A 22117-nucleotide genomic window follows, 5' to 3' on the forward strand; every position below is an offset into this window, starting at 1 on the left:
TTTCCCCTCAATTCAATGTTCTATCAATGGATTATTCGATTAGAACATTACGATTTTATACGTACTATTGATCAAACGAGTACGTTTCTTTTTAATACTTCATTCGCTTTTGAAAGTGCTGCTCCCTTTTCAATCGAAGCCCCTTCTTCTATGAGAAGGTCTTCTAAAGCACTAAGCATTAACGTCACATTTTGTTGTTTAGCGTTATAGCCCATTAATCCAATTCTCCAGACTTTTCCTTTTAATTCTCCTAAGCCGCCTCCAATTTCAAGATCATATTTTTCTAACAAGCGACTTCTTACCTTTGCATCATTCACACCATCTGGAATACAAACTGAAGTTAATTGATGGAGACGATGTTCTTTATTAACTAGCAGTTTAAGCCCCATTGCTTCTAAGCCTTGTTGAAGAGCTTCTCCGTATAACGCATGACGAGCATATACATTATCAACACCTTCATTAACAATTAATCGCAATGACTCACGTAATGAATAAGCCATCGTTATTGGTGCTGTGTGATGATAGGATCGTTCTTCTCCCCAGTAGCTAACAATCATCGATAAATCCAAATACCAACTTTGTACTTTTGATTTCCGTTTATTCATGACTTCAACAGCACGGTCACTCATTGTTACAGGAGCTAACCCTGGAGGTGCACTTAGACACTTTTGGGTACCACTATAAGCTGCATCAATTTTTAATTTATCAATTTCAGTTGGGCAGCCTCCAAGTGATGTAACCATATCACACACAAGTAAAGCATCAGTATTATGTACAATTTCACTTATCTTCTCTAATGGTTGTCTAACACCAGTTGATGTTTCAGCATGGACGAGCGCGACTAATTTAGTATCTGGATGATCTTCCAACGCTTCTTTTACCTTTTGGGGGTCAATAATTTCTCCCCACGGTGCCTTAACTGGAATAACAGTTGCACCGCAACGCTCTGCAACATCAACCATACGCGTGCCAAATAGGCCATTGACACCAATAATCACCTTATCTCCGGGTTCTACCAAATTGACAAAAACAGTCTCCATCCCTGCACTACCGGTTCCACTCATGGCAATCGTTAATTTATTCTCCGTTTGATAAACTTTTCTTAATAAATCCATCGTCTCATTCATAATCGTTAAAAACGCAGGATCAAGATGTCCTAACAATGGAGTAGACATAGCACGTAAAACGTGTGGATGAACATTACTTGGTCCTGGGCCCATTAAAACTCGTTCTGGTGGTAATAATTCTGCTACCATTTGTTTCACACTCCTAAACAATTATTTACTACTACAATACCATATTTTTAATAATTCTCCTTTTATTTCTTAGTTTATATTTTAACTTATAGCGCTGTTAAAGAGAATTGTTTAACATAGCTTAACTTATAAAAAAGTTGAATCTTCTGGGAGTTCGCCTACACACATATAACAAATTTTACATAGCTTATAACTGTAAGATGAATTAATTGAAGGAGGTGCTTAGAATGGGACACACTTATAGCGGTGGTTTCACTCTAATTGTTGTATTGTTCATCTTGTTAATTATAGTTGGTGCAGCTTACACTTGGTAATTAAAAAAAGCAACGGTCCTAGTTCATCAAACTAGGACCTAACGCTAGACAATAACAATGGCACTGATACCTTCTAGGTTACTTTGTGCTCGTTTTCACTCTCATAAAGAAAAGAGGCTGATTTTTTGTCAGCCTCTTTTCTCATTAATAATCTGATCGTTGTAAGATCATTTGATTTTGCATTTGTCTAAGACGTTGTTGTGCTCTACCTAACTGGTCTCTTTGTTCGGCCGTTGCACTTCTTGATAACGCCTCAATTTCTTGACTGATTTCCTCTAATTTTTGTTGAGCATTTGTATACTCGGCAGCATCTCCCTCTTGAACTTGCATACCTAAACTCAATTGTTCTTGAGCTTGTTCAATGACCTGATTTGCTTTTAATAAATAGAAATCGACTTGTTGATGGATAGCCACACCATTTCCTCCTCTTTACAATCACAGTTCAATGGTATTAATTTGTCTTTTATTGAACTGTTTTATTCCTGAGAACTGAACATTTTCTTTTTCTATCAATAAGTCTTAGCTGCTTTTGCTACGCAACAAAGTATGTATATACGAATCATAAGCAATATACGTATTTGGAAACACTTCACACGCTTCTGTTTTTAATAAATCCGATTTACCCTCATACCTGGCACTAATATGTGTTAAAATCAGCGTCTTCACTTTTGCATTTCTTGCAATTTTAGCAGCGTCATAAGCTGTAGAATGGCCATATTGATGAGCCATTTCTTGATTTTCGATACTAAAAGTTGCTTCGTGAATAAGTACATCTGCATTTATAGCTAATTTAACAGCTGCATCACACGGTTTGGTATCCCCTAAAATAGTAATAATTCGACCTGAAATGTCTGGTCCAACAAAGTCTGCACCATCAATCCATTCACCCGAACTCAAATGAACTTTCTCTTTGGCTTTTATTTTTTTATACAGCGGTCCAGGCGTAATTCCTTTTTCTTTTAATTTGTCCACTAACAGCTCCCCGCTTTGAGCTTTTTCTTCTATGCGAAAACCATAGGTAGGCATGACATGCTCTAATAATAAGCATTGAACCGAAACATCTTTATCTTCAAAGATCTTCCCTTCTTCTAGCTCTACAACCGATAAAGGGTACAGTAAAGTTGTATTTGAAAGAGAGAGACATTGCTCAATATATGCTTTTATACCCTTTGGACCGTAAATCGTAAGTGGTGTAACTCCACCTTGAAAAGAACGGCTCCCAAGCAATCCTGGTAAGCCGAAAATATGGTCTCCATGAAGATGGGTAATAAATATTTTTTCAAGCTTACTTAACTTAATGGAAGACCGCAGAATTTGTTGTTGAGTACCTTCCCCACAATCAACCATCCACAAACTCCCGTTGCATTGTAAAAAACGGATAGCAATTGCACTCACATTTCGTTTCGTTGATGGTACCCCAGCTCCTGTACCTAAAAAATGAAATTCCAACTAACTTCCCTCCAACTATGAAAATTCTTGTTTGCTTTAAACTTATATCCCAATGTAACAGTTCATTTTACTATGTGAATCGGCCTACTTTCAATAAAATAGTCATGGTATTACTTTATTTTAGTAATAAAGTATTAAGACAAACTAGCTTCGTTCTATTCATTAGGAACACTCATACAATAGCTCATAAAGTGTCATTTTCATAATTTTTATATCGAAAAGTCTTATGAGTCCTACATATGAAAATGATGATGTTCGTGAGTGAACTATTGTCATCATTCGTTACGTCTAGTGAAGAACATTCAGGCATGGAATGTAAAAAAACAGCTTAGGAGGAAGATGATGACTCTATTTCAATATTCGACTGGAACTCTTTTAGCATCCTCAGTTATTTTAAGTTCATTGATGAGTGTAGGTGAAAGTAATTTAGATGTTAGTGAACAAACATTATCATCAACAGAACCAAAAGTAGACACACACGTAATTAAGCGTGAACCCTTTTTAACATTACGTTTTGGTAAAGAAGGAGAAGCTGTATCTCAGTTGCAATTTTTCTTAGCTACGTTTAAATACTATAATGGGAAAATGGATGGACTATATGGACTACTTACGAAACAAGCAGTAAGAGACTATCAAAGATCTCACTCTTTAAAAGCTGATGGAATCGCAGGACAGAAGACATTAAATCACCTTTATCATGAACATACGGATGTATTTCATACGATAAGTCAGAAAAAAATGAGTGACATTGTACATTACCAAGAAGATAAAAACGATACAACTTCTGTCCTTCTTTCTGCTGAGCCATCTGAAACATTAACGAAAATATCCGAGCTTTCTTCTGATCTTTTATTGACGGTCGGGGATAAAGGAAAAGCTGTCACCTTAATCCAAGATAAGCTTCAAAGTTTAGGATATTATAAACAAATAGATGGAATATACGGACCGAAAACCAAAACGGCAATAATGAACTACCAAATGGCTCATCAACTCAATGTTGATGGGATAGCAGGACCTCAAACGATACAACATATGACTAGTGATAGTAAAAAGAAGACCTATACAGATTACAAAAAAACAATAGAAAGAGCACCCCAAAATATCCAGCAAGAACAAGCTGTTGTTATTTCTGAAAAGACAAATACACATGTAGAAACCACCGTTGCATCTACTGACAGTACAACTGCTGTCACAGAAGAGGCTGTGGACTCATCTCCTAAGAAACCTAAAAAAGTGGAGGAGAATGTTTCAACACCTGCAGCCAATACGTCTGTTATCTCAACTGCAAAGTCCTTAATAGGAACACCTTATAAATGGGGTGGAACGACAAGGGCTGGTTTCGATTGTAGTGGTTTTTTACAATATGTTTATAACCAACATGGAAAGTCGATCCCAAGAACAACATCATCTATTTGGGGATCCAGTACTTCTACCTCTAGCCCACAACCCGGTGACCTTGTCTTTTTTACAACATATAAATCAGGACCTTCCCACGTAGGAATTTATCTCGGTGACCGTCAGTTTATTCATGCAGGTTCATCAACAGGGGTAACGATTAGTAGTGTCGATGGTTCATACTGGAACTCTCGCTATCTCGGAGCAAGAACGTTAAATTAAAATGAACGTATCTTTTACATCTAATAAATAGTAGGAACACTACATTAAATTCATCAAAACCTAACGTTCCCTGGTCCAGACTTTAGTTATAGAAAAAGCGGAAAGGTGAGTACATCACCTTTCCGCTTTTTTAAATGGCTGTTTTCGTATACTTTGTTGCTATTGCTTTGGAAAAAGAGCCTTTTTTAATTCCAGTCTATTTTTGTACTTGAGTCGACATAGCTGAAAATTGCGCATCTTCCTCTTGTACTTGCTTTTCATTAATAGGACTCTTTTTATATCGTCCAATAATTGAACTTGCAATAAATATGGCAGCTACAGAAAGTAACGCATTCGACCAACCGACTAATATTCCAGCTAAGAAGATAATTAAGAAATCACTTGCAAAAATAGTAATCCCACGGTTAATTTTGAACCTTTGATCTAAGTATAACGCTAAAATGTGGATACCACCGAGTGAAGAACCATTATTTAAAACAAGCGTAACACCTATTCCAATAAAAAGTCCCCCTACAATTGTTGCGAGCCAATCTGGGAAAGGCGTCACTTGAAAAACCTGAAACCATTCACTAAGAAAAGAAATCGCAGTAATGGAAACAAGGCTGGAAATTGTAAACCTCATCCCTAACTTTTGAATGGAGATGACAAAAAACGGTAAGTTTACAAGGAAGAATAAAATCCCCCAAGACCAAGTCGTTAAGAAGTCTAATATTGTAGCGACTCCTGCTGTACCTCCAAAGGTGAACTGATGAATAGCCAATATCCTTAAACCTAATGATGTTATTAATAATCCGGCTATAATAAATAACCAGCGTGTTATTAATTGATTCAATGAAATTCTCTCCTTCTATGTATCTACTATTAACAATACGCAAATCTACTCAACTTTTCAATGCATAACAGTGAATATTTATAAATTCGAATTTTCTAATTAATTACAGTTTTTTGGCTAATTTGTGAAAAGTAAGGAAGGTGTGATTTTTATCACAGTGAAGTTTTTACCCATCGCTTAACATGTATTTTAAATACATGTTTGATATTGGAGGGATCTTTATGTTTTGTCATCAATGTGAGCAAACACCTACTGGTGGATGTAAGATCGTTGGAGTTTGTGGGAAAAATGAAGATATTGCTAGCTTACAAGATACAATTGTTTTTGCATTAAAAGGAATTGCTGCGTATGCTACTCATGCTAGACAATTAGGTTATTCAGATCCAGAAGTTGATAAAGTAACACATGAAGCACTTTATATGACATTAACGAATTCAAACTTTAATATGCAAGAACATATCGATATGGCATTAAAAGTTGGGAATGCTGCTGTACGTATCATGGAACTGTTAGACCGAGCTCATACAGATCGCCTTGGTATCCCGCAACCGATTACTGTCAGTCAAAACAAAGTTGAAGGAAAAGCAATTATTGTTACTGGACACAACTTGCTCGCCCTTGAGGAACTATTAAAACAGTCCGAAGGCAAAGGAGTAAACATTTATACACACTCGGAAATGTTACCTGCCCATGGATATCCAGAGCTAAGAAAGTACGCGCACTTAAAAGGGAACATCGGTAAAGCTTGGTTTGATCAGCGTCGTTTGTTTGAAAAATTTCCTGGCGCAATTCTTGCAACAACAAACTGTGTAATGCCGATAAAAGGCAGCTATTCTGATCGTTTCTATTCCTATGATATTGCTGGTTTAGAAGGTGTCCATAAGATAGAAAATGATGACTTCACTGGATTAATCCAAAAAGCACTGGAATTACCTGATGCTAATATGGAAAGTGAAGATACATTAACAACTGGGTTCCACCATGAGACCGTTATCGGCTTAGCACCTGAAATTATTGATGCGGTTAAAGGCGGAAAAATAAAGCGTTTCTTTGTCATTGCAGGTTGTGATGCACCTGGTCCTGGCGGGAATTATTATCGTGAATTAGCTACCTCACTCCCTAATGACACCATTATTTTAACAACATCCTGTGGAAAGTTCCGTTTTAATGATGTTGAATATGGAACGATCGCTGGAACTAATATTCCAAGGTTTGTAGATTTAGGTCAATGTAATAATTCTGTATCAACTGTAAAGATTGCAATGGCTTTAGCAGATGCGTTTGATTGTGAAGTAAACGAATTGCCAGTGAGCATTGTTTTATCATGGTTTGAGCAAAAAGCAGTTGCCATCCTACTAGGACTATTTAGTTTAGGAATTAAGGATATCAGAATCGGACCAAAGCCACCCGAATTTGTTACACCTGGTGTATTAAATGTACTTCAAGAAGCTTTTAATCTACAACTCATCAGCAATGCAAAAGATGATATGGAAAGCATGCTGTCGCTAAATTAATTCAAAGATAAAAAGTACAAAAGTAGCGTGTCAGGTTAACGCGTCAGTTATTAGCGATAAATTTTGAATAGTACACAAAATAGAGGTGCAAATCAAACTATGATTTGCACCTCTATCTGTAGTGAGAGAAGTAGCATTTCTATTTATCTCTTGTTTAGCGGTCTCAGAGGCCGTTATTCGCAGCAAAAACAGCAGTTTTATTAGAGTTTTTAGAGTTATTTCTCTCGATCTGAAACCACTGGTGCCTGGCACCAGTCTTTTTTTACCATTGTTTAGTTGTGTGAAGTAGATTATCTGAAGCTGAAGCAATGTTAGACGATGCTTTTGCAATTTCACCTATTACTCGCGTAAACTCGTCTAGATCGGTTTGAATTTCTCTATTTTTCTCTTTGGTTTCTTTCATTTGGTCAATAATCTCGATAAAAGAAGCTTCAGTAACCTTCATATTTTGATTACTTTGTTCAACCAATGTTTCTACTTTTTTCATGCTGGCATTATTTTTATAGATTTGTTCATTTGTTTTTTCAATTAATTTCTTTACGCCTTCAACCGATTGATTGGTTTGCTCTGAAAGTTTTCGTACTTCTTCCGCAACGACAGCAAATCCTTTTCCATGTTCACCTGCACGCGCTGCTTCTATTGCTGCATTTAAGGCCAAGAGGTTGGTTTCATTTGCGATCGATTGAACAATCGTTACGATTTCATTAATTTGTTTTGCCGTACCTTCGAGTTCAGTAATATCTTTGGTAATAATATTTGTTGTTTCTTGGATATCTTTAATATTATTGCTTAAATGATCAATTTGCTTCTTACCATTGTTCGCTTTTTCTTCTGCAAGACTAGCAATTTCTAGTCCTTTAGTTGACTTAATGGCCATTTCATCTGTTTGCGCATTTACTTCTTCAATCGCTGAATTCGTTTCCTGTGCTAGCGAGGCTAAACTAGCTGACGTTTCATCCATTAATGCTTTTACTTCACTCTTCGTTTCTTCTTCTTTTTGTTTTAAGCGTAATATTTCTTCATCATAAGCTTCCACCACTAATTGTTGTTCAAGATTAATTAATTTAGTTACGGCTTTCAAAGCAATTAAGATGTCACTTCCATTTTCAAATTCCTTCTCAACAAGTCCTACAAAATGATTGAGCAACCCTTGATATGCACAGATATACCATTTTTGTTCTAGACCAATTCGAACATGCGCTTTTGCAATACGAATACGTTTCTCTATAAATACCTCATCTATTGTACCACTGAACATTTCGATTAAGTGAGTTTGTAATGTTCCTTTTAATCTATCTATAGTAGAGTGATTAGAAATAATGTTTACTAAATCCGGTGACTGCCCAATTGTCGAATAAAACATATCCGTAAGAACTTCCACATTTCTTTCTACAAATGGCTTCAATTCCTGAATAACCTTTAAATCATCTAGTGTTAAATTTATGATTTTCACTTGCTCCTTCAATTCTTTTTTATCACTAGGTATTATGAGAAAAGCCTCATGCTTCTGACTTTTTTCTGCCAGACTCTCCTCTTGTTTAGAGCGAAAAAATTGTGTAATCCCCACTACTTAACTCCCCCTACATTTTTACTATACTATCATTTTATTATACCAATAGAATTCTAGTAATTCTACATTTTCCGACAATATTAAAAAACAAAGCTATGTTAAATAATACTGTGGAAATCCGTTGATTTTGGGCTCATCGTGTGAAATGTTAATTTCACACGCCTTTCAGGAACTAAAAGGTTGAAAAAATAACATGTAATTATTGGAGAAAATGCATTTTCTCCAATAATTACATGTTATTTTTTCAGGAATGAGACCAAAATCAACAATACTCATTAACAGCGCTAAAAACAAAAAGGGCCGACTATTAGCAAAATGTCAGCCTCTTCCCTTAGTGATCTCTATCCATGTTAATTAGCATTCGCTAAATTAAATAATATGTTTATCAATAATATGAACGAGCTCTACAATTTCTGGTTTACTTACTTGTGCATCTGCACCTACTCTTATCCCTTTATGGTAGAGGTCACCTGTAATTAATGACGAGAATATGATTACTGGTAAAACATTTAAATGAACATCATCTTTAATTCTCTTGGTTAAATGGTGACCGTCCATCTTCGGCATTTCCAAATCTGTAATGACTAATTGTATCTCTTGTTCAACAGCTGTTTCAGATTGCTTAAGCTGTTCGAGAAACTCCCACGCTTCTTTACCGTCATCGAAAAACTGGACATTCACATAACCAGCTTCAGATAATGTATCTTGAAGTAATTTTCTTAAAATTGGAGAATCTTCTGCTACAATAATTTTTTTCATACTACGTTCCCGTTTTCCAAGCGACTTTAATTGACCTACATTAATTCCAGATTCCGGATTAATATCAACGACAATTTTTTCATAGTCCAATAAGAGAAGCATTTGCTCATCCATCTTTACAACACCGATCGTCGATGCTTCTAAGCCTTGTGATAATTCAGTCGGCTTCTCAATCTGTTCCCAAGAAATACGGTGAATTCTTGATACATTATGAACGTGGAATGCAACTTTCATTTGATTTAGTTCAGCTACAATGAACTTATCTTTCTGACTGTCTTCTGAAGGAGGAAAACCTAGCACTTTTGCTAAATCAACTACTGTAATGACTTCATCTCGTAATCGGATAATCCCCTCTACATTCGGATGACTATTTGGTACTTTCACGATAGGTAATGGGTTGATAATTTCTCTTACCTTTAGAACATTTATACCAAATGTCCCTTCATCAATCGTAAATGCAATTACCTCTAGTTCATTAGTTCCACTTTCAAGCAAAATTCCTTTATGTTCGGACATTTTACTTCCTCCCCTACTCATATCTCTTTGTAGTACTATACTACCATTAAACTTGTTAATAATCACGCTTTAGATGAGCAGGTTAAACAAACTTTCATTTTTATTTATTTCATTGTACTCGAAGCCTTTTTTATTTAAGCGTTCAATAAAGAGATGGTAATCTTCATCACGTTTTAATTCAATCCCGACTAATGCAGGGCCATTTGCTTTATTGTTCTTTTTCGTATATTCAAATCGAGTAATATCGTCTTCTGGTCCTAACACATCTTCAATAAATTCGCGAAGCGCCCCAGCTCGTTGTGGGAACTGAATGATAAAGTAATGTTGTAAACCTTCATAAATCAATGAACGCTCCCTCATTTCCTGCATCCGACCAATGTCGTTATTTCCTCCACTAACTATACATACTACGGTTTTTCCTTTAATTTCATTCTTATAGAAATCAAGGGCAGCGATAGGCATTGCGCCAGCAGGCTCAGCAACAATGGCGTTTTGATTGTATAATTCAAGGATCGTTGTGCATATTTTCCCTTCTGGAACAAGGACAATATCATCTAAAACGTTTTTGCAAATATCAAATGGAAGTTGTCCAACCTTCTTAACTGCAGCTCCATCTACAAATTTATCAATTTTATCAAGCTCTACAACTTGACCAGCATCAATTGAGTTTTTCATTCCTGGTGCTCCTGCAGGTTCTGCTCCGATGATCTTCGTTTTAGGACTAATACTCTTAATGTACGTACCAACACCCGATATTAAGCCACCGCCACCAATTGAGCTAAACAAGTAGTCGATTTTTTCGTCAATATCATTCATAATCTCCATTCCAACGGTTCCTTGACCCGCAATGATCTTTTCCTGATCAAAAGGATGGATAAATGCCATTTTATGTTCCGTACTGTATTTCATTGCTTCATTAAAAGAGTCATCAAACGTATCCCCTGTTAGCATTACTTCCACATACTCTTTTCCAAAAAACTTTACTTGATCTACTTTTTGACGCGGAGTCGTAGAAGGCATAAAGATTTTCCCTTTAATTTTTAAAGTACGACATGAATAGGCTACTCCTTGAGCATGATTTCCAGCACTTGCACAAACTACGCCTTGCTCAAGCTCTTCTTGCGGATGACTTTGGATTTGATAATAAGCACCTCGTATTTTAAAAGAACGAACAACTTGTAAGTCCTCTCTTTTTAAGTACACATTACACTGATATCTTTCTGATAAAACTTGATCCTTCTGTAAAGGTGTGTGAAAGACAACATCCTTTAACGTTTGATTCGCAATAATAATATCTTCTATATTAATTTTCCCCATTGTGTGTATTCCCTTTCTGAAGTAGAAATTAATTAGGTTGTCTTTATAAATGGCTTTTATCGCTGTGTCGTCCTTCATGAATTTAATGAACTAAAAACATGAAACATAAGGAACAAATACTTATAAGACAACCTTTTGACCGAACGAAATATCCTTTAACATCTTATCATAAGTTCATTACTTTGAAAAATCTTTTCAAGGCAATTTATATTGCCATTCCCTTTATAGAAAACTATAATGTAAATGTTGGTATCATTTGTAATGACAGAGCTGATCTGTCATAATTATGCGTAAAAAGGGGTGGATCGAAAATGATCAAAAAATTAACGATGCTTACAGCGTTTTTATTTACTTTACTGCTTCTGCCAGTTACTTCTGTCTTAGCTGCAGGAGGTGGAGAAGCTGCTGAAGGTGCTGCTGAACCATCTGGTCTAATCATGACTTCATTAGCCGTTCTTTCTTTTGTTACTTTAGTTTATATGATTTTTCTAAGCCTAACAGATAACAACTAAAACGCTTCCTTACATAAAAGGATATAAAGACGGGCGCGATTATTCGCGTTCGTTTTTTATCGAAGTCATATACACACGAAGGAGGCAATCAGGTGGCTTGGGATATTTTAAACATAATAGGGACGATTGCGTTTGCCTTAAGTGGAGTAATTGTTGCGATGGAAGAAGATTATGACTTAATGGGAGTCTATATTTTAGGTTTAGTTACTGCTTTTGGTGGTGGTGCCGTTAGAAACTTACTAATAGGTGTTCCTGTTTCTGCTTTATGGGAACAAGGTAATCTTTTTACAATTGCAGTAATCGTTATGACGATCGCCTTCTTTATACCTTCACTTTGGATTAACCATTGGATAAAATGGGGAATTTTCTTCGATGCAGTAGGGCTTGCTGCCTTCGCTATTCAAGGAGCAATGTACGCTGCAGCAATGGGACACCCATTAAGTGCAGTCATCGTAGCAGCAGCATTAACTGGAACTGGTGGTGGTATGATCCGAGATGTTTTAGCTGGAAGAAAACCACTTTTTCTTCAAAAGGAAATATACATCGCATGGACGATGTTAGCAGGACTTGGAATAGGTCTTAACATTGTAAGTGGTACTGCAGGTCTAATTTTACTTTTTATACTTATTGTCACTTTAAGAATGTTATCTGTTTCCTATCAATGGAAGCTTCCACACCGTAAGTTAAACGCCTAAACAATAAGGTGACTTAATAAGGGTAGAACAGAATGTGCCCCTATTAAAGTCACCTTTTTATTAATATGGCTCTTTTCTAAAAGAATGTTGCTTTTAGCTATTGGACCGTAACCAAGCGAAAGCTTGGTTGTTCACGCTTTAGCGTGAAGCTTTTGAATATCAATCAGCCAGATGGATAAATGAATTTATCCATTAGGGCTGATTGATATTTAAAAAACGGTCCAATAGCAACAAAGTTTACGAAAACAGCCATTAATATTTATTTTTCTACTTCTAATAAGTAATCTTCATATGTAATCCAATCACTCCAACTCCCTACGTAAAGACGCACATTGGGGAAGTCAGCTTCTTTCAACGTCAATACATTAGGACAAGCTGTTACACCCGAGCCACAGTATACGATTATTTCCTTCTCTTTATCTAGCCCCTTTAAACGGCTACTTTGTTCTTCAACAGTTTTCCATTTTTGATTTAAAGTTAAGGCATCCTTCCAGAAGAAATGACGAGCATTTGGAATATGTCCGGCTACCTTATCTACAGGTTCTTCTATTCCTAAGTAACGCTTTTCTTCTCTAGAATCCAGTAATATGTAATCTTCGTTTTTAGAATTAACTTTATCCATTAATTCATTTCGCTCAATTAGTAATGAAGGTTGAATGTTTATTTTAAAATTATGGGTAGATATTTGCGGAATTTTATCAGTTACATCATGACCTTTTTCTTTCCACTGACTATAGTTGCCGTTTAATACAAAAGTCTTTGAGTGACCTAAGTACTTTAGTAACCACCACATCCTCGATGCAAATGGTCCTCCTTGGTCATCATAAGCAACAACAGTAACATGCTGGTCAATGCCAGCGGCAGATAATTTACCTGCTAATTCTTCTATGTCTGGAAGAGGGTGTCTTCCCCCATGTTCTTTTACCTTACTGGATAGATCTTTTTCTAAGTCAAAGTAAAAAGCTCCTGGTATATGGTCTTCTAGGTAAGCATTAAATCCTTCGTGTGGTGCTCCTAATTGAAATCTACAATCAACAATTCTTACATTCGGGTCTTCTAAATGACAAGAAAGCCATTCCATTTCTACAACATTTTTCACCCAATCACTCCATTCAAAAGAAAGTGTTATTAGAATTTTCTTTCATATTAACACAATATTTATTCATTGGGTTGTTTAATTTGAATGAGGATGGTGTCTAGAATGTAATCGATCGATTTAATTGTATCTTTAAACCGCTTTGATTTTGTATCTTTTTGAAAAGCTGCAACCGACGTTTCTAACAATTGGTCATAAGCATTTGAAAGTTGCATTGGATAAACATATGTTGGCCTGTACTCCCTTACCCATTGCTCTGCTAATTCTCTCCACTTGTTTGCAGTCATAAAAACACGATCAGCAAAAGGCTTTACGTCCGTATAAAAATCAGCAGTAAAGCCTTCTTTAATCGTATAGGTTGTATATTGTTCGCGTGAAGTATCATTAAACTCCCGTAATTGTTTTGTCAGTTCGATTAGTTTATTTATTTCTTCCTGTGTCATGAAATTCACCTCACAACACATCATAACAAAAATAACTTAAAATGAAAAAAGTTGCATTAGGGAACGTCTTTTGGGTGGCATTTCTTCTAATGGCACCGTCACATTCTGCTTTATGACTACATCCATCTCGTCTAGCCTTTGTTCAATCGAAAGAAGACTTTTGCTCATTGCTTCTATTTCTTTACGGTGATTAAGCAGTTGATACGTAACGACATCATCTGCTTTTGCAGCCAGTCTTTGTTCTAAATCTTCAATCCGTTGCATCATTTGCTCTAATTTTTGCTCGTATTTAAATGTTGGCATGACTTCCTCAGGCTGTTGACTATCACTAATAATACTTGGATTGGAGACCGTGACATCCTTCATTTTTTTTCCTTCACTAAGTTGTCCTTGAATTTCCCTTAGCGTTTCGACTTGTGGTGTTTGAAATAAATAATGTCCGTGTTCGTTCAATTGACAATGGATATTAAAATATTTTACCCATCGTTGTACCGTCGTTGGATTTACCCCCAATAGATCAGAAACTTCTTTCGTTTTCAACACATTTTCCATTAGAAATCCCTCCATCACTTTTGTTAATGTAACTATTCGAAGTGGATTATTACTTTCCCTTCGCACTTGACAAAACTAGTTTTTATTCGTCAAAGAAAGTGATGATCTTCCAAAATCAGTCGTTCTAAAGAAATCATATGTATGGTTTTTCTACTTCAACGAATACTATAAAAGACCAAATAAGTGGAGGGTTAGAAATGGCTAAAAACAATAAACGTTCAATGAAAAAACAACAAGAAGCACAGCCTGATAGTCAACAAAATCAAAATGCTCCAGGGTATGGTGATAAGAAATTAACAGGGCCTAATCGCCCGGCTGAATAAGGCTGACACAATGTCAGCCTTTTCTTTGTCCTATAACTTTACTTATTATCGAAATGCTTTAATTAATGCAGTCTCTATTTTCATGGCTAAAAATAATTCTGCCATTTTATGTTGATACCAATTCGTTAATATATATTTCCTCTTTGGTTCCGTCAAGCTCTTAAAGAAACGTTTCACGTTACGAGTCGACAACGACCAATCTTCATAATCATGTCTTTGATGAAGTACCGGTGAATAAGCGGTTCTTAGGATAGGTGTATGTTTTGAAATTTTCCACTTCACGTACTTTTCATAATCTCTTCTAGAGCCTGTTGGTTCGACTTGAAGCCCAAATTGATGAATTAGCGAACTTTGCTCAGATTTAAAAAGTAACCATGCTAACTTCTTCCCCAATTCAATTCTTCTTTCAACTTTCTGAAACTTATCGACACTAAACCCATAGAGGTTACCTTCAAAAGTCGGGAAAAGAACCGTATTGAAATGTAAATGCTCCACTAAAAAATACGGCAACGATTTAAATACATGGCTCGAGTAGAAAGGATGCTCAATTACAGGCCGCTGTATCAAATGCTGTTCATTAATAATAAGGGCAGTACAAAGCCTCTCTAAATTTCCACAATTCCAGAATATGTTCCATTCTCGTATCATGAATTCACTTACATCAAAATAGGGTAGTAAATGAAAAAGTGGTCGTTTTTCGTTCTTGGAAGCCTCATAAAGGAGTAGTTGTGGATAAGCATCCGAAAAAATAAACCAATTGGCGCGTTCAAAAGTTAAAAATAATGTGTAACTATATTGAGGAGCTATTAAAGTTTCATACCAGTTACTTTTTAAGTCCGTCATATTCCAACCTGCATTACGAGAAACCATACTAGCTAACAAAGCCCACCAAATCTCTTGATTGTTTTTATAGTAATTCAAGTAAGCTTTCGTACGACTTATATTATCTACATTTCCTGACATGGTTTTTTTTTGTATCGTACTGACGATTTGACTTTCCTTTTTCAACATCATTGTATCATCCTTTTTTAACTTCTCTGATTATCCGTTTTATGATATGATTACGTGATGAGAATTTTTGTTCTCATTACTTCTTAGACTATTTTACTGAAAAGAGACATACTCTTTGAACGAAAGGTTGCTGATTTGCATTGGCTATCCGTTATCCAAATGGTAAAAAGTACTCCGCACCCGTTAACCGTTCAAACACTAACAAAAAAGAAACATTCAGTAATCGCGGGATGACGCTAGAAGAAGATTTAAATGATACAAACGCTTATTATTTGAGTCGTGGAATTGCTGTCATCCATAAAAAACCGACGCCATTACAAATCGTCCAAGTTGATTATCCAAAGCGAAGTGCTGCTGTTATTAAAGAGGCGTACTTTAAACAAGCTTCCACTACGGATTACAACGGTGTGTACCGTGGGCGTCACATTGACTTTGAAGCAAAGGAAACAAGAAATAAAACATCATTTCCGTTGCAAAACTTTCATCTTCACCAGATTGAACACATGAAACAAGTATTAGATCAACAAGGTATTTGTTTTATCATTTTAAGATTTACATTGCTGGACGAAATATACTATTTAAATGCTTCTCATTTAGTTGAGTATTATGAAAATCAAAAAGACGGAAGAAAATCAATTCCAAAAGCAGAAATTGCTCAGCTTGGTTATTTAATAAAACAGGAATATCACCCAAGAATTGATTATTTAAAAGTAGTCGACCAACTTTTTTTTCAAAATTAATGTAACGAAACAGACACAAAAAACGTTAATAGAAAAAGATACAATAAAAATAGAGCAAAGTTATTTTTATTCTTTCGTTTAGATGGAAAGGAAGAACAAACATGAGTGAAAATATTAACACACGAACTGGGCGTCGCCGTGCTAAAGAACAATCGAAGGCGAAACCTAAAAAGAAAAAAACAGGAATTTTCAAAAAGCTCTTAATAGCAATGGTTGTATTCTTTACTGTACTTGCTGTTGCGGGTGGTATCACCGTCTTTTCTATGATTGCAACTGCACCACCGTTAGATGAGGATAGACTTATGCTAGCTCAGTCTACTGAAATCCTTGACCAACATGATGCTTCCGTTACACTTCTTGAAGCAGTTGAGAATCGAATTTATGTAAATATTAATGATATTCCTGAACTGGTGGAAGATGCATTTATTGCAGTTGAAGATGTTCGTTTTCGGGAACACTTTGGTGTAGATGTGCGACGTATGTTTGGCGCAGTTGCTGCCAATCTTACAGGTGGATTTGGTGCGGAAGGTGCGAGTACGATTACACAACAAGTCGTTAAAAACTTGTTTTTATCACCAGAAAAAACCATTTCACGTAAAGTTCAAGAACAATATTTAGCGATTAAATTAGAACAGCAGTATTCTAAAAATCAAATACTGGAAATGTATTTAAATGCGATCTACTTTGGGGGCGGTGCATATGGTGTTCAACAAGCTGCCATTACCTATTTTAGTAAAGATAACTTAGAAGATTTAACGATCGAAGATGCGGCTCTTCTTGCTGGGCTTCCGCAACGTCCAAACCATTTTAACCCGTTAAACAACCCTGAGGCGGCTGAAAAAAGAAGAAATACGGTTATCGCCCTAATGGAGCGACACGGAAAAATTACAAGTGAGCAAGCTCAAAAAGCGAGAGCTGTTTCGGTTGAAGATCAACTAAATCCAGCAAAGCGTGAAGCGAGCGCTTATCAAGCTTTTATTGATCAAGTCATCACTGAAGTAGAATCTATTGAGGGAATTACAACGAGTGACATTTTTACAGCGGGCTTAAAGATTTATACTACCCTTGATCCAGACGCTCAAACTCACGTAGAAAAAGTATTACAAACCGATGAGTTTATTACAACGTACCCAGCTAATGAAGACTTCCAAGCCGGTGTAACGCTTATTGACACAGCTACTGGCCAAATAAAAGCCATTGGTAACGGACGTCATCAAACAGGGGTTCAACGCGGATTTAGCTTTGCAACTGCTAAAAAACAACCGGGATCGACCATTAAACCTGTCCTAGATTATGGACCAGCAATTGAACATTTAAAATGGTCAACAGGTAAGATCATTGTGGACGAACCTCATACGTACTCAAATGGTACAGAGATCCGAAACCATAACCGTAATTATGCGGGACCAGTAACAATGAGAAAAGCATTAGCTGACTCTTTAAACATTCCAGCGATTAAAGCACTACAAGAAGTCGGTTTAGAGAATGCTCGTGATTTTGCGGTTACTCTTGGCATTCCTTTTGAAGACAACCAAATTTACGAACCATATGGTATCGGAGGTTTTACAACGGGAATTTCGACTTTTGACTTAGCAGGTTCGTATGCAGCCTTCGGAAATGAAGGGGTGTACATTGAGCCTCATACGGTTCGTAAAATTGAATTTCCTGATGGAAAAGTTATTAATATGGCACCAGAACCAGTGGTTGCCATGAGTGACTATACTGCATTTATGATTAGTGACATGCTTAAATCTGTTGTTAGAAATGGTACAGGTACACATGCAAACATCCCTAATCTCCCACTTGCAGGAAAAACAGGAACAACCAACTTCGAAAAAGAAGATCGAGAAAAATATAAAATTCCTGATGGCGGGGTTCCTGATGTTTGGTTTGCCGGGTATACAACACGCTACACCGCAGCTGTTTGGACAGGTTATGATCGAAAAGGGGAAGGTAATTACCTCATTAATAATGATCGAAGACTTGCTCAACAGATCTTTAAAGTCATTATGGAGGAAGTCTCCCAAAATATTGAAACACCTGACTTTAATCAACCTGACTCGGTAGTTAAGGTTGGTATTGAACGAAAGACAGGTTTACTACCTAGTCCATTTACACCACAAAGTGAAATCGTCTATGAATATTTTGTAAAAGGTACTGAGCCATCGAGAGTATCAGAAGCCTTTCAAAGTATACCGAAGCCTTCTGATTTAAAAGTAGGCTACAAAGAAGACAGTGACCAAATCATCCTCACTTGGGGTTATCCGAGCAATCAGAAAGATGCGGTTACATTTAATATTATGCAAAGTATCGACGATGGCGGATTTGAACCAATTTACACAACAAAAGATATGCAACACATTATTACGAGTCCAACAGCAGGTGCGACGTATCGTTTCCAAGTCATTGCAGTTGCTGATGAAGATCCTAGTATAAAAAGTGATCCTGCTCAAGGCGAAGTTAAAATTCCTGTAGTTGAAATCGAGGAGCCAATAGAAGAAGAACCAGAACAACCTGTTGAACCTCCAGTAGATGAAGATGAGGAATTGCCAATTGATCTTATTCCAGAACCTGAACCAGATCCTGAAGACGAGGAAGAAACAGCAACAAGTGCATCTACAACTCCTAGAGAAGAAGAGGAAGAGGAAGAGGAAGAAAACTAGAAACGTTAACAATAAACATTTATTTGGAGAGAAGAATACTTCTCTCCTTTTCTTATTATAAGGCTCTTTTATCATTATCATGGTTTGTTACTCTTTGCTTTTGAACCGTAAGCCAAGCCGATGCTTGGCTCTACACGCATAGCATGAAGCTTAAACGGTCCAAAAGCAACAAAGTATACGAAAACAGTCTATTATAAAAAACCGAGCCATGAGTGCTCGGTTTTTTTATAGTTAACTAGTCTATATTTTTATGTGAAAACCGATTTTACTCCTCATTTCCACCAAAGATCTGCTTTGGATTTTGAACAAGTATTGTATTGATTTGACCTTCAGAAATTCCTCGTTCTTTAAGAACTGGAATGATATTCTCAAAAATATGGGTCATATGCCAATTAGTAACTAGACTCCCTAATTCCGCAGGAAATTCAGGAGATTTACCTAACCAAACATTTACTTTATCATGGGACATCATTAGTTGTTCAGCATACCCAGCTCCTATTAAACCTAATAGTACACCAATTCGGTCACTATCCATCGGTGCCCCGACAAATCCTTGTATACCAAAACGGTCAAACCCTACATAAACCCCATGTTCAAGTGTACGTATATGGTATCTTAAATCGGTATTCCCATCCATATGACCAATTAGTATACGTTTAGGATCTGCGCCTTCAGAAACGAGCAGTTCAGCTTGTTCAGGTCCCATTGTTCCTTCCTGTGTATGTGTAATGATCGTTACCCCTGTTTCCTTTTGTACTTTTGCAGCAACCTTGAAAAACATTCTCTCATAATCTGTTATTCTTTCTTTCCCTGAGCCCAGTTTAATAACTCCAGCTTTTATACCCGTATCACCTATTCCCTCTGTAAGCTCTCTCATATACATTTCATAGATTTCTTCTTCTGCTGTACCTAACGCTTGTTTAAATTTAAAATAAGCCGGAGCCCCTTCTCCTTCATAATAGTATCCCGTTGAACAAATAATATTAAGCCCTGTTTTTTCAGCAATCCTTTTTAATAGCTCTGGGTCTCTTCCAGTATCATTAGGTGTAGCATCTACAACCGTTTTTACCCCATGTGCCTTTAGTTTTGAAGCCGTCTCAATACTGGCTCTTAAAATTTCATCTTTATCCACTGGGTATAAAGAATTGCCATAAAAACCAGGATAACCAAAAAAGAAATGCTCATGCATCAACGTTTTACCAAGATCCTCCACTGCAACTGGTCCAAGCACTGTGTTTACTGTCTTACTCATTTTTTACTTCCCCCTTTTTTGTAAACTTACGGAATGTATCTTAATTCAGTCTTGATCACTTTCCCATTTGGGTTTCTTGGCAATACATCCATGATTTCAACATAAGTTGGTACCTTATATTTGGCGAGTCGATCTCGAACCCATTGTCTCACTTCTTCCACTGTTAAGCCTTCACCCTTACGCGGGACCACACAAGCTTTAACGACTTCACCATATGTTTTATCCGGTACTCCAACAACAGCTGTTTCCATAATTTTTTGATTGGAGTACAATACCTCCTCCAGTTCAACGGAATATATCTTTTCACCACCACGATTGATCATATCTTTAAGTCTATCTTTAATTGTAATAATGCCCTTTTCATCGAGGACTCCTAAGTCCCCTGATGAAAACCATCCACCTCTAATTGCTTTTGTAGTTGCTTCTTCATTCTCCCAGTACTTTTGAATGACCATCGGCCCTTTAAATAGCAATTCTCCTACTTCTCCTGGAGCTAACTCTTTCTTCGTTTCAGGATCTACTACTTTTACTTCAGCAACTGGCACTGTAGGTCCTACTGCAGCTATCTCTTGCAGTTGCAACTCATGAGGCATAATAACGACAGGAGATGACGTTTCTGTTAATCCATAGGAATTATGCAATTCAATTCCTGGAACCCATTTTTTTAGTGCTTTTAACGTCTCACTCGGCATAGGAGCGCCTCCAAAACCACCTACTCTTAGGGGAGATACATCAAATGTCTCATGGTCTGGATCTAGCAATGTCATAACATAGACCGTAGGTGAGGCAATGACATGAGTGATTTGTTCATCCTGCAATGTTTGTAGAAATTCTTTTGGTTTAAACATTGATAGGAGGACTGCCTTCCCGCCTAAAAATATAAATGGTACTAACTGTGCGGCTAGACCTGTAATATGAAACACAGGAACAGCAATGACTGTGTGATCATCAGATGATAGATTATAACAATACTTGTAATTCAATGCCGTATGAATCATATTGAAATGTGAAATTAAAGCCCCTTTTGGTCTTCCGGTTGTACCAGATGTATACATGATAAATGCGCTATCATGTTCGTCAACTGCTTCGTCTACAATCGTTTCAGCCGGTGTATTTACGAGATTAATATATGGTTTTGTTCCTTCTGGAATTTTTGTATCTGTAATAAAAACATGTTCAATGTTTGTCTCTTCTACTACAGATTTAATATTCGGCCACCATTCTAGATTAGCAATAATCATTCTTGCTCCAGAGTTGTTGATCATGTACTTTAATTCCTGAGACTTTAATTTTGTATTTAATGGCACGGCTACGGCTCCGAGTTGTAAGATCGCATAGACACTAACCACAAATGGGATACCATTCATTAACAATAGTGCAATTCGATCTCCCTTTTGGACTCCATACTTATATTTGAATTGATAAGCTGCATTATTTACTTGCTCTTGTAATTGCCGATAAGTCAGTCGTTCATTTTGATGAACGACTGCTATTTTATCTGGATAACATTTAACACTTTCAGTTAATGTTTCACTAATGTTAGAAGGCCTTTCCTTGTAAACTTTCATCGGAACACCAGCTACTTCCTCCTCATGAATTAACCTTTCAACTTCATTCCAGTATTTTTGCACATCTTTCCTCCTCCTTTTCTTTTTGTTCATTTATTTTGTAACATAGTAGATTTAG

At 36.6% G+C, this 22117-nt stretch carries 21 protein-coding genes; 8 read left to right on the forward strand and 13 right to left on the reverse strand.

Annotated elements, in window-relative coordinates; all coding sequences use genetic code 11:
• Window positions 1-71: 71 nt before the first annotated feature.
• Entirely contained in the window at window positions 72-1256 is a 1185-nt protein-coding gene (locus tag ACNSTQ_RS10990) for a pyridoxal-phosphate-dependent aminotransferase family protein (protein WP_418199865.1), read from the reverse strand.
• A 227-nt stretch (window positions 1257-1483) separates the two neighbouring features.
• Between ACNSTQ_RS10990 and ACNSTQ_RS10995 the strand changes: the two genes are divergently transcribed.
• Complete coding sequence (locus tag ACNSTQ_RS10995) at window positions 1484-1570, forward strand: YjcZ family sporulation protein (RefSeq protein WP_275116904.1); 87 nt, start codon at window positions 1484-1486, stop codon at window positions 1568-1570.
• 144 nt (window positions 1571-1714) lie between these two features.
• Here ACNSTQ_RS10995 and ACNSTQ_RS11000 read toward each other — a convergent pair whose 3' ends face one another.
• On the reverse strand, window positions 1715-1984 hold the full coding sequence (locus ACNSTQ_RS11000) for a DUF2524 family protein (protein WP_418199866.1): 270 nt from the start codon (window positions 1982-1984) through the stop codon (window positions 1715-1717).
• A gap of 105 nt (window positions 1985-2089) precedes the next feature.
• Window positions 2090-3019 (reverse strand): ribonuclease Z, encoded by a 930-nt coding sequence (gene rnz, locus ACNSTQ_RS11005; RefSeq protein ID WP_418199867.1) that lies wholly within the window; start codon window positions 3017-3019, stop codon window positions 2090-2092.
• A 342-nt stretch (window positions 3020-3361) separates the two neighbouring features.
• On the opposite strand from rnz, the gene ACNSTQ_RS11010 reads away from it, so the two are divergent.
• Window positions 3362-4636, forward strand: coding sequence for a peptidoglycan-binding protein (locus tag ACNSTQ_RS11010; RefSeq protein ID WP_418199868.1), 1275 nt, complete (start codon window positions 3362-3364; stop codon window positions 4634-4636).
• A gap of 196 nt (window positions 4637-4832) precedes the next feature.
• Here ACNSTQ_RS11010 and ACNSTQ_RS11015 read toward each other — a convergent pair whose 3' ends face one another.
• Window positions 4833-5468 carry a YitT family protein gene (locus ACNSTQ_RS11015; protein WP_418199869.1) on the reverse strand — a complete coding sequence of 212 codons (636 nt, stop codon included), beginning with the start codon at window positions 5466-5468 and terminating at the stop codon, window positions 4833-4835.
• Between the two features lie 221 nt (window positions 5469-5689).
• Between ACNSTQ_RS11015 and hcp the strand changes: the two genes are divergently transcribed.
• Complete coding sequence (hcp, locus tag ACNSTQ_RS11020) at window positions 5690-6982, forward strand: hydroxylamine reductase (RefSeq protein ID WP_418199870.1); 1293 nt, start codon at window positions 5690-5692, stop codon at window positions 6980-6982.
• 262 nt (window positions 6983-7244) lie between these two features.
• On the opposite strand, the gene ACNSTQ_RS11025 is transcribed toward hcp, so the two are convergent.
• From ACNSTQ_RS11025 to ilvA, 3 genes are all read right to left on the reverse strand, one after another.
• Window positions 7245-8549, reverse strand: a complete 1305-nt coding sequence (locus ACNSTQ_RS11025) for a protoglobin domain-containing protein (RefSeq protein ID WP_418199871.1) — start codon at window positions 8547-8549, stop codon at window positions 7245-7247.
• Window positions 8550-8921: 372 nt separating this feature from the next.
• Window positions 8922-9827 carry a chemotaxis protein gene (locus ACNSTQ_RS11030; protein ID WP_418199872.1) on the reverse strand — a complete coding sequence of 302 codons (906 nt, stop codon included), beginning with the start codon at window positions 9825-9827 and terminating at the stop codon, window positions 8922-8924.
• 69 nt (window positions 9828-9896) lie between these two features.
• A complete protein-coding gene (gene ilvA / locus ACNSTQ_RS11035) occupies window positions 9897-11144 on the reverse strand; it encodes a threonine ammonia-lyase IlvA (protein ID WP_418199873.1) in 1248 nt (415 codons plus the stop codon).
• Between the two features lie 311 nt (window positions 11145-11455).
• Here ilvA and ACNSTQ_RS11040 point away from each other — a divergent pair, with 311 nt between their 5' ends.
• Together ACNSTQ_RS11040 and ACNSTQ_RS11045 are read left to right on the forward strand one after the other, a co-directional pair.
• On the forward strand, window positions 11456-11656 hold the full coding sequence (locus ACNSTQ_RS11040) for a hypothetical protein (RefSeq protein ID WP_418199874.1): 201 nt from the start codon (window positions 11456-11458) through the stop codon (window positions 11654-11656).
• A 92-nt stretch (window positions 11657-11748) separates the two neighbouring features.
• Window positions 11749-12351: a trimeric intracellular cation channel family protein gene (locus tag ACNSTQ_RS11045; protein WP_418199875.1), complete on the forward strand. Its 603-nt coding sequence runs from the start codon at window positions 11749-11751 to the stop codon at window positions 12349-12351.
• A 259-nt stretch (window positions 12352-12610) separates the two neighbouring features.
• Here the strand turns inward: ACNSTQ_RS11045 and ACNSTQ_RS11050 are convergent, their stop codons facing one another.
• From ACNSTQ_RS11050 to racA, 3 genes are read right to left on the reverse strand one after another with little or no spacing between them, the layout of a single operon-like run.
• Window positions 12611-13450 (reverse strand): sulfurtransferase, encoded by an 840-nt coding sequence (locus ACNSTQ_RS11050; RefSeq protein WP_418199876.1) that lies wholly within the window; start codon window positions 13448-13450, stop codon window positions 12611-12613.
• A gap of 59 nt (window positions 13451-13509) precedes the next feature.
• Window positions 13510-13890, reverse strand: coding sequence for a YppE family protein (locus tag ACNSTQ_RS11055; RefSeq protein ID WP_418199877.1), 381 nt, complete (start codon window positions 13888-13890; stop codon window positions 13510-13512).
• A gap of 36 nt (window positions 13891-13926) precedes the next feature.
• Entirely contained in the window at window positions 13927-14442 is a 516-nt protein-coding gene (gene racA, locus ACNSTQ_RS11060) for a chromosome-anchoring protein RacA (protein WP_418199878.1), read from the reverse strand.
• Between the two features lie 197 nt (window positions 14443-14639).
• Here racA and ACNSTQ_RS11065 point away from each other — a divergent pair, with 197 nt between their 5' ends.
• On the forward strand, window positions 14640-14765 hold the full coding sequence (locus tag ACNSTQ_RS11065; protein ID WP_418199879.1) for a hypothetical protein: 126 nt from the start codon (window positions 14640-14642) through the stop codon (window positions 14763-14765).
• Window positions 14766-14810: 45 nt separating this feature from the next.
• Here ACNSTQ_RS11065 and ACNSTQ_RS11070 read toward each other — a convergent pair whose 3' ends face one another.
• Complete coding sequence (locus ACNSTQ_RS11070; protein ID WP_418199880.1) at window positions 14811-15779, reverse strand: DUF2515 family protein; 969 nt, start codon at window positions 15777-15779, stop codon at window positions 14811-14813.
• Window positions 15780-15916: 137 nt separating this feature from the next.
• Between ACNSTQ_RS11070 and recU the strand changes: the two genes are divergently transcribed.
• The gene (gene recU / locus ACNSTQ_RS11075) at window positions 15917-16516 is read left to right on the forward strand and encodes a Holliday junction resolvase RecU (RefSeq protein WP_418199881.1); all 600 of its coding nucleotides are present in this window, start codon (window positions 15917-15919) and stop codon (window positions 16514-16516) included.
• Between the two features lie 101 nt (window positions 16517-16617).
• Window positions 16618-19179: a PBP1A family penicillin-binding protein gene (locus ACNSTQ_RS11080; RefSeq protein WP_418199882.1), complete on the forward strand. Its 2562-nt coding sequence runs from the start codon at window positions 16618-16620 to the stop codon at window positions 19177-19179.
• 265 nt (window positions 19180-19444) lie between these two features.
• Here the strand turns inward: ACNSTQ_RS11080 and ACNSTQ_RS11085 are convergent, their stop codons facing one another.
• Both ACNSTQ_RS11085 and ACNSTQ_RS11090 read right to left on the reverse strand, forming a co-directional pair.
• Entirely contained in the window at window positions 19445-20431 is a 987-nt protein-coding gene (locus ACNSTQ_RS11085; RefSeq protein ID WP_418199883.1) for a phosphotriesterase family protein, read from the reverse strand.
• 26 nt (window positions 20432-20457) lie between these two features.
• Window positions 20458-22062, reverse strand: coding sequence for a class I adenylate-forming enzyme family protein (locus ACNSTQ_RS11090; protein ID WP_418199884.1), 1605 nt, complete (start codon window positions 22060-22062; stop codon window positions 20458-20460).
• Between the last annotated feature and the right edge of the window lie 55 nt (window positions 22063-22117).

Origin of the sequence: Alkalihalobacterium sp. APHAB7 (assembly GCF_048323755.1) — a bacterium.
Taxonomy (GTDB): domain Bacteria; phylum Bacillota; class Bacilli; order Bacillales; family Bacillaceae_F; genus Alkalihalobacterium.

Excerpts from the sequence above, each read along its gene's own strand:
- ACNSTQ_RS10990 (WP_418199865.1), bottom strand. The coding sequence starts at position 1,256 with ATGGTAGCAGAATTATTACCACCAGAACGAGTTTTAATGGGCCCAGGA.
- ACNSTQ_RS10995 (WP_275116904.1), top strand. The coding sequence starts at position 1,484 with ATGGGACACACTTATAGCGGTGGTTTCACTCTAATTGTTGTATTGTTC.
- ACNSTQ_RS11010 (WP_418199868.1), top strand. The coding sequence starts at position 3,362 with ATGACTCTATTTCAATATTCGACTGGAACTCTTTTAGCATCCTCAGTT.
- hcp (WP_418199870.1), top strand. The coding sequence starts at position 5,690 with ATGTTTTGTCATCAATGTGAGCAAACACCTACTGGTGGATGTAAGATC.
- ACNSTQ_RS11030 (WP_418199872.1), bottom strand. The coding sequence starts at position 9,827 with ATGTCCGAACATAAAGGAATTTTGCTTGAAAGTGGAACTAATGAACTA.
- ilvA (WP_418199873.1), bottom strand. The coding sequence starts at position 11,144 with ATGGGGAAAATTAATATAGAAGATATTATTATTGCGAATCAAACGTTA.
- ACNSTQ_RS11040 (WP_418199874.1), top strand. The coding sequence starts at position 11,456 with ATGATCAAAAAATTAACGATGCTTACAGCGTTTTTATTTACTTTACTG.
- ACNSTQ_RS11055 (WP_418199877.1), bottom strand. The coding sequence starts at position 13,890 with ATGACACAGGAAGAAATAAATAAACTAATCGAACTGACAAAACAATTA.
- racA (WP_418199878.1), bottom strand. The coding sequence starts at position 14,442 with ATGGAAAATGTGTTGAAAACGAAAGAAGTTTCTGATCTATTGGGGGTA.
- ACNSTQ_RS11065 (WP_418199879.1), top strand. The coding sequence starts at position 14,640 with ATGGCTAAAAACAATAAACGTTCAATGAAAAAACAACAAGAAGCACAG.
- ACNSTQ_RS11070 (WP_418199880.1), bottom strand. The coding sequence starts at position 15,779 with ATGATGTTGAAAAAGGAAAGTCAAATCGTCAGTACGATACAAAAAAAA.
- ACNSTQ_RS11080 (WP_418199882.1), top strand. The coding sequence starts at position 16,618 with ATGAGTGAAAATATTAACACACGAACTGGGCGTCGCCGTGCTAAAGAA.
- ACNSTQ_RS11085 (WP_418199883.1), bottom strand. The coding sequence starts at position 20,431 with ATGAGTAAGACAGTAAACACAGTGCTTGGACCAGTTGCAGTGGAGGAT.